This window comes from Pseudomonas sp. R3-18-08 (assembly GCF_003852065.1).
Classification (GTDB): domain Bacteria; phylum Pseudomonadota; class Gammaproteobacteria; order Pseudomonadales; family Pseudomonadaceae; genus Aquipseudomonas.
Genome location: NZ_CP027729.1, coordinates 1735414 through 1748025, shown reverse-complemented (window position 1 = coordinate 1748025; position 12612 = coordinate 1735414). Strand labels below are relative to the sequence as shown.

At 53.5% G+C, this 12612-nt stretch carries 11 protein-coding genes and 1 pseudogene; all 12 read right to left on the bottom strand.

Annotation, left to right across the window (positions count from 1 at the left end; all coding sequences use genetic code 11):
• Positions 1-9: 9 nt before the first annotated feature.
• Positions 10-1269, bottom strand: a complete 1260-nt coding sequence (locus C4J92_RS07980; protein WP_124403477.1) for an O-antigen translocase — start codon at positions 1267-1269, stop codon at positions 10-12.
• A gap of 1 nt (position 1270) precedes the next feature.
• Positions 1271-2401, bottom strand: a complete 1131-nt coding sequence (locus tag C4J92_RS07975) for a DegT/DnrJ/EryC1/StrS aminotransferase family protein (RefSeq protein ID WP_124403476.1) — start codon at positions 2399-2401, stop codon at positions 1271-1273.
• Positions 2402-2538: 137 nt separating this feature from the next.
• A complete protein-coding gene (locus C4J92_RS27165; RefSeq protein ID WP_256657494.1) occupies positions 2539-2937 on the bottom strand; it encodes an FdtA/QdtA family cupin domain-containing protein in 399 nt (132 codons plus the stop codon).
• A 21-nt stretch (positions 2938-2958) separates the two neighbouring features.
• Positions 2959-3516: pseudogene (gene rfbC / locus C4J92_RS27160) on the bottom strand (dTDP-4-dehydrorhamnose 3,5-epimerase); the annotation flags it as partial.
• Positions 3516-4406, bottom strand: coding sequence for a glucose-1-phosphate thymidylyltransferase RfbA (gene rfbA / locus C4J92_RS07965; protein ID WP_124403474.1), 891 nt, complete (start codon positions 4404-4406; stop codon positions 3516-3518). The gene rfbA and the pseudogene rfbC, both read right to left, overlap by 1 nt.
• Before the next feature lie 594 nt (positions 4407-5000).
• Positions 5001-6353 carry a Wzz/FepE/Etk N-terminal domain-containing protein gene (locus C4J92_RS07960; protein WP_124403473.1) on the bottom strand — a complete coding sequence of 451 codons (1353 nt, stop codon included), beginning with the start codon at positions 6351-6353 and terminating at the stop codon, positions 5001-5003.
• Positions 6354-6774: 421 nt separating this feature from the next.
• Positions 6775-7011, bottom strand: coding sequence for a LapA family protein (locus C4J92_RS07955; protein WP_124403472.1), 237 nt, complete (start codon positions 7009-7011; stop codon positions 6775-6777).
• Positions 7012-7035: 24 nt separating this feature from the next.
• Positions 7036-7332, bottom strand: a complete 297-nt coding sequence (gene ihfB, locus C4J92_RS07950) for an integration host factor subunit beta (RefSeq protein ID WP_003189779.1) — start codon at positions 7330-7332, stop codon at positions 7036-7038.
• 132 nt (positions 7333-7464) lie between these two features.
• Positions 7465-7749 carry a hypothetical protein gene (locus C4J92_RS07945; RefSeq protein WP_124403471.1) on the bottom strand — a complete coding sequence of 95 codons (285 nt, stop codon included), beginning with the start codon at positions 7747-7749 and terminating at the stop codon, positions 7465-7467.
• A gap of 158 nt (positions 7750-7907) precedes the next feature.
• Positions 7908-9593, bottom strand: coding sequence for a 30S ribosomal protein S1 (rpsA, locus tag C4J92_RS07940; protein WP_124361860.1), 1686 nt, complete (start codon positions 9591-9593; stop codon positions 7908-7910).
• A 119-nt stretch (positions 9594-9712) separates the two neighbouring features.
• Entirely contained in the window at positions 9713-10402 is a 690-nt protein-coding gene (cmk, locus tag C4J92_RS07935; protein WP_124403470.1) for a (d)CMP kinase, read from the bottom strand.
• A complete protein-coding gene (locus C4J92_RS07930) occupies positions 10399-12609 on the bottom strand; it encodes a bifunctional prephenate dehydrogenase/3-phosphoshikimate 1-carboxyvinyltransferase (protein WP_256657493.1) in 2211 nt (736 codons plus the stop codon). Before C4J92_RS07930 ends, cmk begins: the two co-directional genes overlap by 4 nt.
• Positions 12610-12612: the final 3 nt, after the last annotated feature.

Below are 12612 nucleotides of genomic sequence, written 5' to 3'. Positions count from 1 at the left end.
CAAAAAACCTCAGACTGCATTATTTTGATTTAGCTTTCTATAAATAAGAAAGTACATGACAACCAAATAAAAACCGTAATTTACGGCATGAGCCCACGTCACACCAATTGGCCCACCGACCTTCGTCAATACTATCGTCAACACATAAAAGCTGAACGCAAAAACTACTTCTGTGACGATATACATCTTAACCATCGCCTTGCCCAGCATCAGATAGGCGAGTATCCAGCTCGCAATTTTCAGCGTATCACCCAACATCTGCCACGCGAAAAAGTCTCTCATTGGGCTGAATGCGTTTGTGAATAGCAGCCCGATGATAAAATCTCTCAAGAGATAGATCATCAAACCACAGAACATCGCAACAGGTAGGATTAACTTATACCCTTGTACGATCTCCTTCCTGATATCTTGCGGATCGACCAATTCTGATAACTTCGGCAAAAAGTACAAACCCAGCGTCGTTGTCACGAGCAGCAAATACGCCGTACTTAAACGCCACATAGCCTCCCAATAACCGGCCGTCTCCCAGCCAAATTCCGAACCAAGATAGTTCCGAACTAAAATATGGCTGACCGGCACACAGGCGGCTGTGGTAAGCGCCATGGCGGTAAATTTTGTCAGGTTTATGGCAATTTGCTTGTCCAACCGCCCCAGAAAGTTAGAAAACCGAAACCACGGCGTTCTATAGCAAAGCAGGCACGTCACGAAAAAGGCAATGGACTGGTAGAGCACCAAGGAAATCAGTGCTCCGTACAGCCCGTACTGCACAACCATGACAATAGTGACCAACAGGGAGAGGACGCTCCCCCCGATATTGGCCAAGATATATCGGTTGATTTCTTTTCTGCCATTGAGAATCGCGAGTAGCAAGGTGTTAAACGAGAAAAATACTACCGTAGCAGCGCACCAGATAAATACGCTGTAAAAAGACTCGTCATTAAAACACCACATGGCCAATGGTTTGCTGAAGCAAACAATCAAGACAGATGTTACGACTGACCCTACAAATGCAATCGTGCCCGCGGTGCGCCACACCCGGCGCTGGGCCTCCTCGTCGTCTTTATATTCAGCAGTGTATTTGGTCACCCCATTGCTAATGGCGCCTGTCGAAAACGTCGTAACCATTTGTACAGCGTTCTGAAACTGGCCTAACGCGGCATAACCAGACGGGCCCACATAAATGGCCAGCATTTTGTTGATACCCAACAAAGTGAGCATCTTGATAATGACCGCAATGCCGTTAAGGAAGCTTGTTCGAAGCAGCGTCATGTCAGGCGTCTACAGAAAAGCTATTGCAAGCTTCAACGACACGCCGAGCCTCTACGTCGCTCATCACTGGACTGATTGGCAAGCTCAAGACTTCCCGGTGGATACATTCGGTAATAGGGAACGACTTATTGTAAAAGTCGGACTGTGAATAAGCTTGTTGTTGATGAGGCGGGATGGGGTAATGAATTAGCGTTTGAACACCGCATTCCGCTAGGTGGCGCTGTAGCGCCTCCCGCATCTCGGATCGTACGACAAAAAGATGCCACACGTGGGAGGTATAATTCATCACATCAACGCTGGAATCCAATGGCAACTTAATTAAAGGATTCTTTATTCCTGCCATGTAAATAGCGGCCACGCGTCGACGAGCATCGGTCTGCGCCTGCAGATATTTCAGCTTTACGCTCAACATAGCGGCCTGAATTTCGTCCAGTCGGCTGTTCACGCCCTGCACGAGGTTCTTGTACTTCTCATGGGATCCATAGTTTCGTAAAGCCTGAATCATATTGACCAATTCGGCATCACTGGAGGTAATCGCACCTGCATCTCCAAGCGCCCCGAGGTTCTTGCCTGGGTAAAAACTGAAGCCGGATGCATCTCCCCAATTACCCGCACTCTTACCCGCCGCCTGTGCGCCGTGAGCTTGAGCAGAGTCTTCCAGGACGAGCAAATGTTCGCGCTTTGCGATTGCATGAATTGCAGGCATATCAGCCATCTGCCCATAGAGGTGAACAGGCATGATCAACCGAGTCTTGTCAGTCAACGCACGCTCGATGTTCTTAGGGCACAAATTATAGGTGTCTGGGTCAGGCTCAACCAAAACCGGTGTCAGGTCATTTTCGGTAACGGCCAGTAACGTCGCGATGTAAGTATTGGCTGGAACTATTACTTCATCGTGATCCTTGAGCTTTCCCAGCTCTTTCCAGGCGCGTATGGTCAAGGTCAATGCATCCAGACCGTTCGCCACGCCCACGGTGTGAAGCGCGCCTGTGTAGGCTGAGAACTCCTCCTCAAAGCGTTTAAGGCATTCGCCCTGAATATACCAACCTGAATCAATGACATGTGTCGCAGCTTCTATGAGCTCTTCACGATGAGCTTTGTTCAATGATTTTAAATCGAGAAATGGAATCATCAAAAAATACCTGACGTCGGTGCTTCGTTATTAGGTGCTTACAGGCACAGCCATTGCTGCACTCGATGCAAAGCTGTGGGCCGCGATCAGACCGCGCTGAAATGCCCGCTCGCTGGATCGCAGCACGCGCTGCTAAATCAAGTGTATCGTTTAACCGCACGGATGAAATCATCGTAGTTTCGCAGGTAGTCGCCCTCATCATAATGATTGCTTGCGAATACCAGAAGGACGCAATCTTCGCTAAAATCGTGCATCTCGCGCCAAATTAGCTTCTTAATGTGAATGGCCTTGTTCGGGGCGTCCAGCCATATTGATTCCTGCTTCAGACCATCGTCGATCAAGATTCGGCACTTACCCGATAAACAGATAATGTACTGTTCCAATCTGAAATGTGCATGCGAGCCCCTGCTGACGCCTGCCTTGGTGTTGAAAATATAATAGGCTCGCCTGACATCGAAAGGGATATCACGCCCTTGCTCCAAGGCAATCAGGCTGCCACGATCATCTCCAATTACTTGCAGCTCACTCGACGTCACATTGCCTGTCAGCGCTGAAACAAAGGAAATCACATCAGAGAGTAACGGAGCGTCGTTATCTTTCTGGCTGATAATCAACCCTTCTGTTACTGGCCATTGGATACCAATGTCGGGATCGCTCCAGTTAATCGATTGCTCGCAGGCCTTGGAGTAGGTATCCGTGGTCTTGTAGAGGAACTCAGTGTTGTCTTCCAAGGCTAAGAAACCATGAGCAAAGCCTTCTGGAATCCAAAGCATCCGGCCATTGCTTGCTGACAGCTCGACGCCCACCCATTGACCAAATGTTTCCGAGCCCTTCCTTATATCAACCGCCACATCATAGGCGCTGCCTGCGGTAACTCGCACAAGCTTGCCCTGGGCATGGGGATCTTCCTGAAAATGAAGCCCCCTCAACACATGCTTTTTTGAGTAGGAATGATTGTCCTGCACAAACGGGCGCGGAATCGGGTGACCTAACGCAGCGAGTTGCTCATGAAACAACGGCTCATTGAAACTTTCCATAAACCATCCACGCTCATCCGTGAACACTCTGGGTTCAATAATGACCACGCCGGCCAACTGGGTCTCTATAAACTTCATTAGCTCTTATGCTCTATCAAAATATTGCGCAGGTATTGCCCATAGCCTGTTTTACTCAAGTGCTGCACTTGTACGGCCAGCTGTTCGGGTGTAATCCAGCCTGCATGAAAAGCGATTTCTTCGAGGCAAGCCACTTTCAAGCCCTGCCGATGCTCAATGGTATGTACAAACTGGCTCGCCTCTAGCAGCGACTCATGGGTTCCTGTGTCCAACCAGGCAAAGCCTCGGCCCAACATTTCGACACTCAAGCTTTGCTGCTCAAGATAAGCACGGTTTACATCGGTAATTTCAAGCTCACCACGTGAAGAAGGGCGGATGCTTTTTGCAATTTCCACGACTTGGTTGTCATAAAAGTACAGCCCGGTGACGGCATAGTTTGACTTTGGTTTGACGGGTTTCTCTTCGATACTGAGCACACGCCCAGTATGGTCAAACTCAACCACACCAAAGCGTTCTGGATCCGACACGTGATAACCAAACACAGTTGCACCGGACGCCTGCGACATGGCAGATCGTAGATTGTCGGAAAAGTGCTGACCATAGAAAATGTTGTCGCCCAGGATCAGGCATACAGGGTCTTTGCCAATAAACTCCTCACCGATGATGAATGCCTGCGCCAAGCCATCGGGGGTCGGCTGTTCCGCATAGCTCAATTGCACGCCGTATTGGCTGCCGCTACCCAGTAATTTCTTAAATCCTGGCAAGTCATCAGGGGTAGAGATAATCAAAATTTCACGAATACCTGCCAGCATCAGCACCGATAGCGGGTAGAAGATCATCGGCTTGTCGTAGATGGGGAGCATTTGTTTAGACACCCCCAGCGTCAATGGGTAGAGGCGGGTACCCGTGCCCCCGGCAAGAATGATCCCCTTACGCTTCAACATTGTCATATCTAAAACACGTCCTTAACGTTCACATCCCCCACCATTCGGACAGAGGTTTACTTGATTAATACCGGCAAAACGCCTACTCATCCAAAACCTGTCGCTGACATCTCGAGAGGGCGTTGGACCACTGCAGGTCTCCCATATTCGTCGCAGTGGCGGCTTCGGTTGAGCCTGATACCTAGCCAAGGCGAGTGTCTATTTCCTGTCCGGGCAGCCCTTTGGATAAAAGCCTTGCCTCTCTGCACTGACCCAGCATTCCAGGGAGCTACAAAGGAGATGATGATACAGCCCTCACCCTCCAATTCAAAAACGAACCGTGAAAAGACTTCAACGGATTCGAGGCTGCACACAGCGATATCAATAAGCCATTTCGTGGCGAAATTTCACCTCAAAATGCCGTGAACTCAAAAATCACATCAAGGGCGACAAGCGCCGCGCATAGCGACATAACGAAGAAAACCGGCGCCCCACTCCACCCAGGGTTTAGAGCTTCAAGTTGATATTTGAAGAGATGCCCGGCAACCTCAAAACCCGGGATCAATAATGAGCCATGATCCATGCACGATCACGGCCTGCTGGATGCGCTGGAGAACAGGATTACAGCGTCGCCTTCTCGTGCAACGACTTGCCTGCGGCGTTAGAAAGCAGCGCAGTAACCTCTTGCTCCTTGGCGCGTCGACCTAGGAGGACAAGATGCCTGATCAATGCAGCTAGAACGCCCAGCATCCCTCCCGCTAAAACGCCGACGGCCAATATCAAGATTTTTTTAGGATTTACGGGGCTTAATGGCTCAAGCGCTTTGCGATCTATCGTTACCAGCTTCATGTTGCTGATGTCGAGATTACCTAGGTTTTTCAGGCGCACAACCTCGGCTCTCAGGGGCTCAACCCCTGAAAGAAAAAGATCTTCATTCTGGCGCTGTTTCAATACCTCAATCTCACGGTTACTCTGCAACAACTGCAATTCACGAGCGATTTGGGCAATTCGGCCTTCAGTAAAATCATCAGACTTGCGCTGCAACAGTGCCGTACGTTCAGCCGATAACGCTTCTACGCCCATAAAATAAAGCGGTATCTGCTGATTGTTAACCTCTGTTCGCATCACGCTGCTATTTTCACGGGAACCGGCACTTTTTTCACCCAGTGCGGAAGGTGTCGTTGGTTTCTCAATTCCGAGAGATTTTGCAATCGCGATTGCCTCGCCCAATTGCGCAATGCGGTCTTGGCGAGCAGTTTTGATTTGCTGACGCAGCGCTTTTAGCTCGTCCTGCAGCTGCGCTCGCTTGAGATTATCAGTCTCCAGAAGCGTCGCGATTCGCGCGTCCTTGTTAGTCTGGTAGCTTGACCGAGCAGCTTCAATTTTGCCTTCCAGCTCTGTTAGACGATTTTTAACAATTACTCTGAGATCAGCAGCAATCTGTTCACGCTCAGCATCAATTGCGTACTCAACGAATTTATTAAGCACGCTGACGCCATCAATACCCTTTGGATAATTGAGCCCTAAGCCTATGTACGCGCTCAGAGAGTCTGATTTTTTCGGATCGGGAAGGACCAACTTGAGAGAGTCACGATTAAAGGCGTCAAAGCTTTGTTCAAGCGTACGTCCAGGACGCTCGAAAGGCTTAAACAATGCCTGATTAGCCCTGAAAAAATTGAGTCGAGTTTCATAGGACTCTAAGGATGCACCTACTTTGACGAGCGCATCCGCTGGTGATAATTGATAGACTTCAGAACGATTCAATGCATCCAGCTCATTAATAGCAGCCGGACGTAAAACACTACTTACTTGGTATTCAGGAGTTGCAGTGAAAGCATAGGCCGCCGCAGCCAATGCCACCCCGACGGTAACAAATAAAACAAGGGCTTTCTGCTGCCACACGGCCTGAAAAACTGCGGTAATGCCAATTTCACCGTACGGGGGCGTAGAGGGGGCGCGGAAGCTACTACTCACAACAAAAACCTGCCTTCAAAGAGAAACTGCGGGCTCGTTATGCAGACAATTTGCGTGTTTTTATTCTAATTAGATGACCGCCAAAACCCAGCGTCTCTGCCAGATTTTGAGCGCACAAAATGACCGTTATCGAGAACAGATTCCATTTTGCCATCTCTTTGGCATATTACAAGACTTGACACGTCTGTAAGAAAAGTCCTATTCAGCCAAGGAAATGGCTCACTTTTCGGCGCCACAGGAGTCAGACGGCAGCAGATTTGAATAGGTAAGACAGCACTCAGTCGGAAATGCTGGGCCTAGCCTTAACAGGGTGGCTAATCGATGTGATCCAGCAATGTAAAAAAGGCGCTACAGAGTAAATTTTATCTGACAGACGGTCGCATAAAATACTCTCTGAAGCTGTGGAAATGCACCCGATCTCCTACTCTCTCGTCGCAGTCCTAACACGCCGGCCGCGCACAAAAACCCCCAACAGCGGCCCAATCAACATCCCCACAATCAACCCCACCACTACAAACACCGCCACCGGCATCTGCGCAGTACTCCACCCCAGGAACGACAGCGCAACACCCTGCTGATTCTCGAGCACAAACGCCAATACCACCAGCGCAGCAACCAGCACCGCTAACACTGAAACAACGCGCTTAACCCCACGCATAACTATCTCCTACTCCAAAAACACTCAGACGCCCTCTTCCTCTTCTTCGTTCACCCGATCGCGCAATTCCTTGCCCGGTTTGAAGTGGGGTACGAATTTGCCGTCGAGGCTGACGGATTGGCCGGTCTTTGGGTTGCGGCCTACGCGCGGGGCGCGGTAGTGAAGGGAGAAGCTGCCGAAGCCGCGGATTTCGATGCGATCTCCGGTGGCCAGGCATTGGGACATTTGTTCAAGCATGGTCTTGATAGCCAGCTCCACATCCTTGGATGAGAGCAGCCCTTGATGGGTGACAATTCGTTCGATCAACTCCGACTTCGTCATATTTTTCCCTTCTTTTTCAAGCAGCTAGGAAAAGCGCTTCGAAGGTTTTAGCATGACTTGATGAATTTGAACAGCCCGTATATCAACTTATCTGCCGCTTAAATAAACGCCCGCAATGAGCACATCGAAACCTCAGTTGCAGATTACCAACATCGTGCGCGTCACTGCGCCAGCGGGATTCCAACCAAACGGATAGTCGCCCTCTTCATCCGCCGCATCACTGGAACGGGTGAGGACTTTGTAGCCCTGCATTTTGCATTCACGAGCAGCGCGTTTTTCGCACTTCTCCCATTTGTTGCCCAGACCAGAGCAGTCGATCTCGATGCCGCTGACGCCGCTCTTGGCATGGGTCCTGGCGCTGGTGCTGGAGCAGCCGGCCAGTATGACTAACGCAAGCACTACGAGAATCCTGTTCATTCAAACCCTTATCGAATCAGTAACACGGAATATCTTTAAAAGACTATAGCCAGTTCTGACCGCAGGCTGAATGCCTTGGTTCGGCGGTGTTGATTCATCAAATTTCAGGCACAAAAAAGGGCGACCGAAGTCGCCCTTTTCCTACAGCTTTACAGAACTTAGTTCTGCTTAGCCATTGCTTCGCGCAGCAGGGAGGCCATGGTGGTCTCGCCAGTTGCAGCTGCCGGAGCTTCTTTGAGGCTCTGGATAGCTTCTTTCTCTTCCACTTCGTCTTTGGACTTGATGGAGAGTTGGATTACGCGGCTCTTGCGGTCAACGCTGATGATCTTGGCTTCTACTTCCTGGCCTTCTTTCAGAACGTTGCGCGCGTCTTCAACGCGGTCACGGCTGATTTCGGAGGCTTTCAGAGTCGCTTCGATATCGTCGGCCAGAGTGATGATGGCGCCTTTGGCGTCAACTTCTTTCACTGTACCTTTAACGATGGCGCCTTTGTCGTTCTCTTGAACGTACTCGGAGAACGGATCGCTTTCCAGTTGCTTGATACCCAGGGAGATGCGCTCGCGCTCTGGGTCAACCGACAGGATAACGGTGTCCAGCTCGTCGCCCTTCTTGAAACGACGAACAGCTTCTTCGCCAACTTCGTTCCAGGAGATGTCGGACAGGTGAACCAGGCCGTCGATGCCGCCGTCCAGACCAATGAAGATACCGAAATCGGTGATCGACTTGATGGTGCCGGAGATTTTATCGCCCTTGTTGAACTGGCCAGAGAAATCTTCCCATGGGTTAGATTTGCACTGCTTGATGCCCAGGGAGATACGACGACGCTCTTCGTCGATGTCCAGAACCATAACTTCCACTTCGTCGCCGACTTGTACGACTTTCGAAGGGTGGATGTTCTTGTTGGTCCAGTCCATTTCGGAAACGTGTACCAGGCCTTCAACGCCCTCTTCCAGCTCAGCGAAGCAGCCGTAGTCGGTCAGGTTGGTAACGCGCGCGGTCACGCGGGTGCCTTCTGGGTAACGGGCTTTGATAGCGACCCATGGATCTTCACCCAGTTGCTTCAGGCCCAGGGAAACACGGTTGCGTTCGCGATCGTATTTCAGAACCTTGACATCGATCTCGTCGCCAACGTTGACGATTTCCGATGGATGCTTGATACGCTTCCAAGCCATGTCGGTAATGTGCAGCAGGCCATCGACGCCACCCAGATCGACGAATGCGCCGTAATCGGTGAGGTTCTTGACGATACCTTTGACTTGTTGGCCTTCCTGCAGGGATTCCAGCAGAGCTTCACGCTCGGCGGAGTTCTCTGCTTCCAGCACGCTGCGACGGGAAACGACAACGTTGTTGCGCTTCTGGTCGAGTTTGATGACCTTGAATTCGAGTTCTTTGCCTTCCAGGTGCGTGGTGTCGCGCACTGGACGAACGTCGACCAAAGAACCTGGCAGGAACGCACGGATGCCGTTAACGTCGACAGTGAAGCCGCCTTTAACCTTACCGTTGATAACGCCCTTGACCACTTCTTCAGCTGCGAAGGCTGCTTCGAGAACAATCCAGCATTCAGCGCGCTTGGCTTTTTCACGGGACAGCTTGGTTTCACCGAAACCGTCTTCAACCGAGTCCAGAGCAACGTGAACTTCGTCACCGACATTGATTGTCAGATCACCAGCATCGTTGTAGAACTGTTCCAGCGGGATCAGAGCTTCAGACTTCAGACCAGCGTGAACGGTTACCCAGCGAGCTTGGTAATCGATATCAACGATAACACCGGTGATGATGGAGCCTGCCTGAAGGTTCAGGGTTTTTAGGCTTTCTTCAAAGAGTTCCGCAAAGCTTTCGCTCATTTTAATTCCTGTTGATAAGGGCGAAGAATACGCCCATCTCCACACCCCAGACGGTGTGGGTCAGTTTCAATTAAAAGAAGCGCCGCAGGACTATGACTGGTCCCCTGCAACCTTCTTGGTCACCCGACGATATCGCGAATGGCGATCTCGCTCATGATGCGTTCCAGCACCTGCTCGATGGACAACTCCGTGGAATCCAGCTGTATGGCGTCAGCCGCCGGCTTGAGCGGGGCTACCGCACGCTGGGTATCACGCTCATCGCGTGCACGGATCTCATCTAGCAGACTCGACAGACTAACACCATCGACTTTGCCCTTCAACTGCAAGTAGCGGCGGCGGGCACGCTCCTCGGCGCTGGCGGTCAGGAAAATCTTCAAAGGCGCCTCGGGAAACACCACGGTGCCCATGTCGCGGCCGTCGGCCACCAGGCCCGGCGGCTCCTGAAACGCGCGCTGGCGCTGCAGCAAAGCCTCGCGAACCGCCGGCAGAGCCGCCACCTGGGACGCGCCGGCGCCGATACTCTCGGTGCGAATCACGTCACTGACTTCATCACCTTCGAGGATGATGCGCTGCAATTGACCGTCGGTCGCCGCGATGAACTGCACGTCCAGATGGGCGGCGATTTTCGTCAGCAACTCTTCGTTGGTCAGGTCGACACCATGGTTGCGCGCAGCGAACGCCAGCAGGCGATACAGCGCGCCGGAATCCAGCAGGCACCAGCCCAGGCGCTTGGCCAGGATGCCGGCGATCGTGCCTTTGCCCGAGCCACTTGGCCCGTCGATGGTAATCACCGGTGCTTTGATATTCACAATTGAGCCTCTTGGGCAACACGCATGCCGACGTGGGCACACAGTGTAAGAAAATTCGGAAAAGATGTAGCGACGTTGGCGCAGTCACGGATACGAATCGGCGCCGCCGCTCGTAAGGACGCCACGCTGAACGCCATGGCAATCCGATGATCGCCATGGGCATGCACTTCCCCACCGTCTATCGGGCCGCCGTCGATGATAATCCCATCAGGCGTCGGTTCACACTTCACACCCAGCGCCAACAGACCGTCGGCCATGACCTGGATACGGTCGGACTCCTTCACCCGCAACTCCTCGGCGCCACGCAGTACGGTTCGCCCCTGCGCGCAGGCGGCGGCAACGAACAGCACGGGAAACTCGTCGATCGCCAGCGGCACCAGCGCTTCGGGAATCTCGATACCCTTGAGCACAGCCGCGCGTACACGCAGGTCGGCGACCGGCTCACCGCCCACTTCACGCGGGTTTTCCAGGGTGATGTCCGCGCCCATCAGGCGCAGGATATCGATCACCCCGGTGCGAGTCGGGTTGATACCGACATGCTCCAGCAACAACTCGGAACCCTCGGCAATCGTGGCCGCAACCAGGAAAAATGCCGAAGAGGAAATGTCCCCCGGCACTTCTATATGGGTAGCGGTCAACGCATGCCCGGATTCAACCGACGCCGTCGAGCCCTCCACGCCCACCGGATAGCCAAAACCGCGCAACATGCGCTCGGTGTGGTCGCGGGTCGGCGCAGGCTCGGTCACGCAGGTTTTACCTTCGGCATACAGCCCGGCCAACAACAGGCAGGATTTCACCTGGGCGCTGGCCATCGGTAGTACATAGTTCAAGCCTTTCAGCGCCTGACCGCCGCGAATGGTCAGCGGCGGACGCCCTTGCGGCCCGGTCTCGATCACTGCGCCCATTTCCCGCAATGGCTCAGCCACCCGACTCATCGGGCGCCTGGACAGCGATGCATCGCCCGTCAGCACGCTGTCGAAGCTCTGCGCCGCCAGCAACCCGGACAACAGGCGCATGGATGTTCCGGAGTTACCCAGGTAAATCGGCCCTGGCGCCGGTTTCAAGCCGTGCAAACCCACGCCATGAATCGTCACCCGCCCATGGTGCGGCCCTTCAATCACCACGCCCATGTCGCGAAACGCCTGCAACGTCGCCAGGGCATCCTCGCCCTCCAGGAAACCTTCAACTTCGGTCACGCCGTCGGCCAATGAGCCCAGCATGATCGACCGATGGGAAATCGACTTGTCACCCGGCACTCGGATGCGCCCGCTCAAGCGGCCACCGGGGCTGGCGATGAACGTCAGCTCGTCGGCGTCCACGGCGGTTTCCATGTAAGCCCGGCGCGCCAGGATCTTGCTGAAGTGCTCACGCGCCACCCGCGCACGGGTGAACACGCCCAGTAATTGGTGACCATCGCCCGCATCCACCGCATTGCGCAAAGCATCCAGGTCGCTGCGGAAGGTGTCCAGGGTGCGCAACACCGCTTCGCGATTGGCGAGGAAGATGTCGTGCCACATCACCGGATCGCTGCCGGCAATCCGCGTGAAGTCGCGAAAGCCTCCGGCGGCATAGCGGAAAATCTCCAGATTTTCGTTGCGCTTGGCCAACGAATCCACCAGGCCAAACGCCAGCAGATGGGGCAGATGACTGGTAGCAGCGAGCACTTCGTCGTGGCGTTCGACCTGCATATGCTCCACGTCCGCCCCCAGCTCGCGCCACAGACGATCCACCACGGCCAACGCCGCTGGGTCGGTCTGCGCAAGCGGGGTCAGGATCACTTTGTGCCGTCGAAACAGCTGCGCATTGGACGCTTCCACCCCACTCTGCTCGGAACCGGCAATCGGATGGCCCGGCACGAAGCGCGGCGGCATTTCACCAAACGCCAGTTGCGCCGCGCGCACCACATTGCCCTTGGCACTGCCGACATCTGTGAGAATCGCGCTGCCCAGGTCCAGGCCGGCCAAAATAGCCAAGAGCTTTTCCATGGCCAGGATCGGTACCGCCAGCTGGATCACGTCGGCGCCCTGGCACGCGATGGCCAGGTCCGCCTCACAACGGTCTACCACCCCCAGTTCTACCGCCAACTGGCGCGATTGCGGGTCCAGGTCCACGCCGACCACTTCGCCGCACAGGCCGCTCTCACGCAGGCCTTTGGCGAAGGAACCCCCGATCAACCCAAGACCGACCACCACCAGGCGACCGATCATAGG

Excerpts from the sequence above, each read along its gene's own strand:
- ihfB (WP_003189779.1), bottom strand. The coding sequence starts at position 7,332 with ATGACGAAGTCGGAGTTGATCGAACGAATTGTCACCCATCAAGGGCTG.
- rfbA (WP_124403474.1), bottom strand. The coding sequence starts at position 4,406 with ATGACAATGTTGAAGCGTAAGGGGATCATTCTTGCCGGGGGCACGGGT.
- C4J92_RS07980 (WP_124403477.1), bottom strand. The coding sequence starts at position 1,269 with ATGACGCTGCTTCGAACAAGCTTCCTTAACGGCATTGCGGTCATTATC.
- C4J92_RS07945 (WP_124403471.1), bottom strand. The coding sequence starts at position 7,749 with ATGAACAGGATTCTCGTAGTGCTTGCGTTAGTCATACTGGCCGGCTGC.
- rpsA (WP_124361860.1), bottom strand. The coding sequence starts at position 9,593 with ATGAGCGAAAGCTTTGCGGAACTCTTTGAAGAAAGCCTAAAAACCCTG.
- C4J92_RS07955 (WP_124403472.1), bottom strand. The coding sequence starts at position 7,011 with ATGCGTGGGGTTAAGCGCGTTGTTTCAGTGTTAGCGGTGCTGGTTGCT.
- C4J92_RS07930 (WP_256657493.1), bottom strand. The coding sequence starts at position 12,609 with ATGATCGGTCGCCTGGTGGTGGTCGGTCTTGGGTTGATCGGGGGTTCC.
- C4J92_RS07975 (WP_124403476.1), bottom strand. The coding sequence starts at position 2,401 with ATGATTCCATTTCTCGATTTAAAATCATTGAACAAAGCTCATCGTGAA.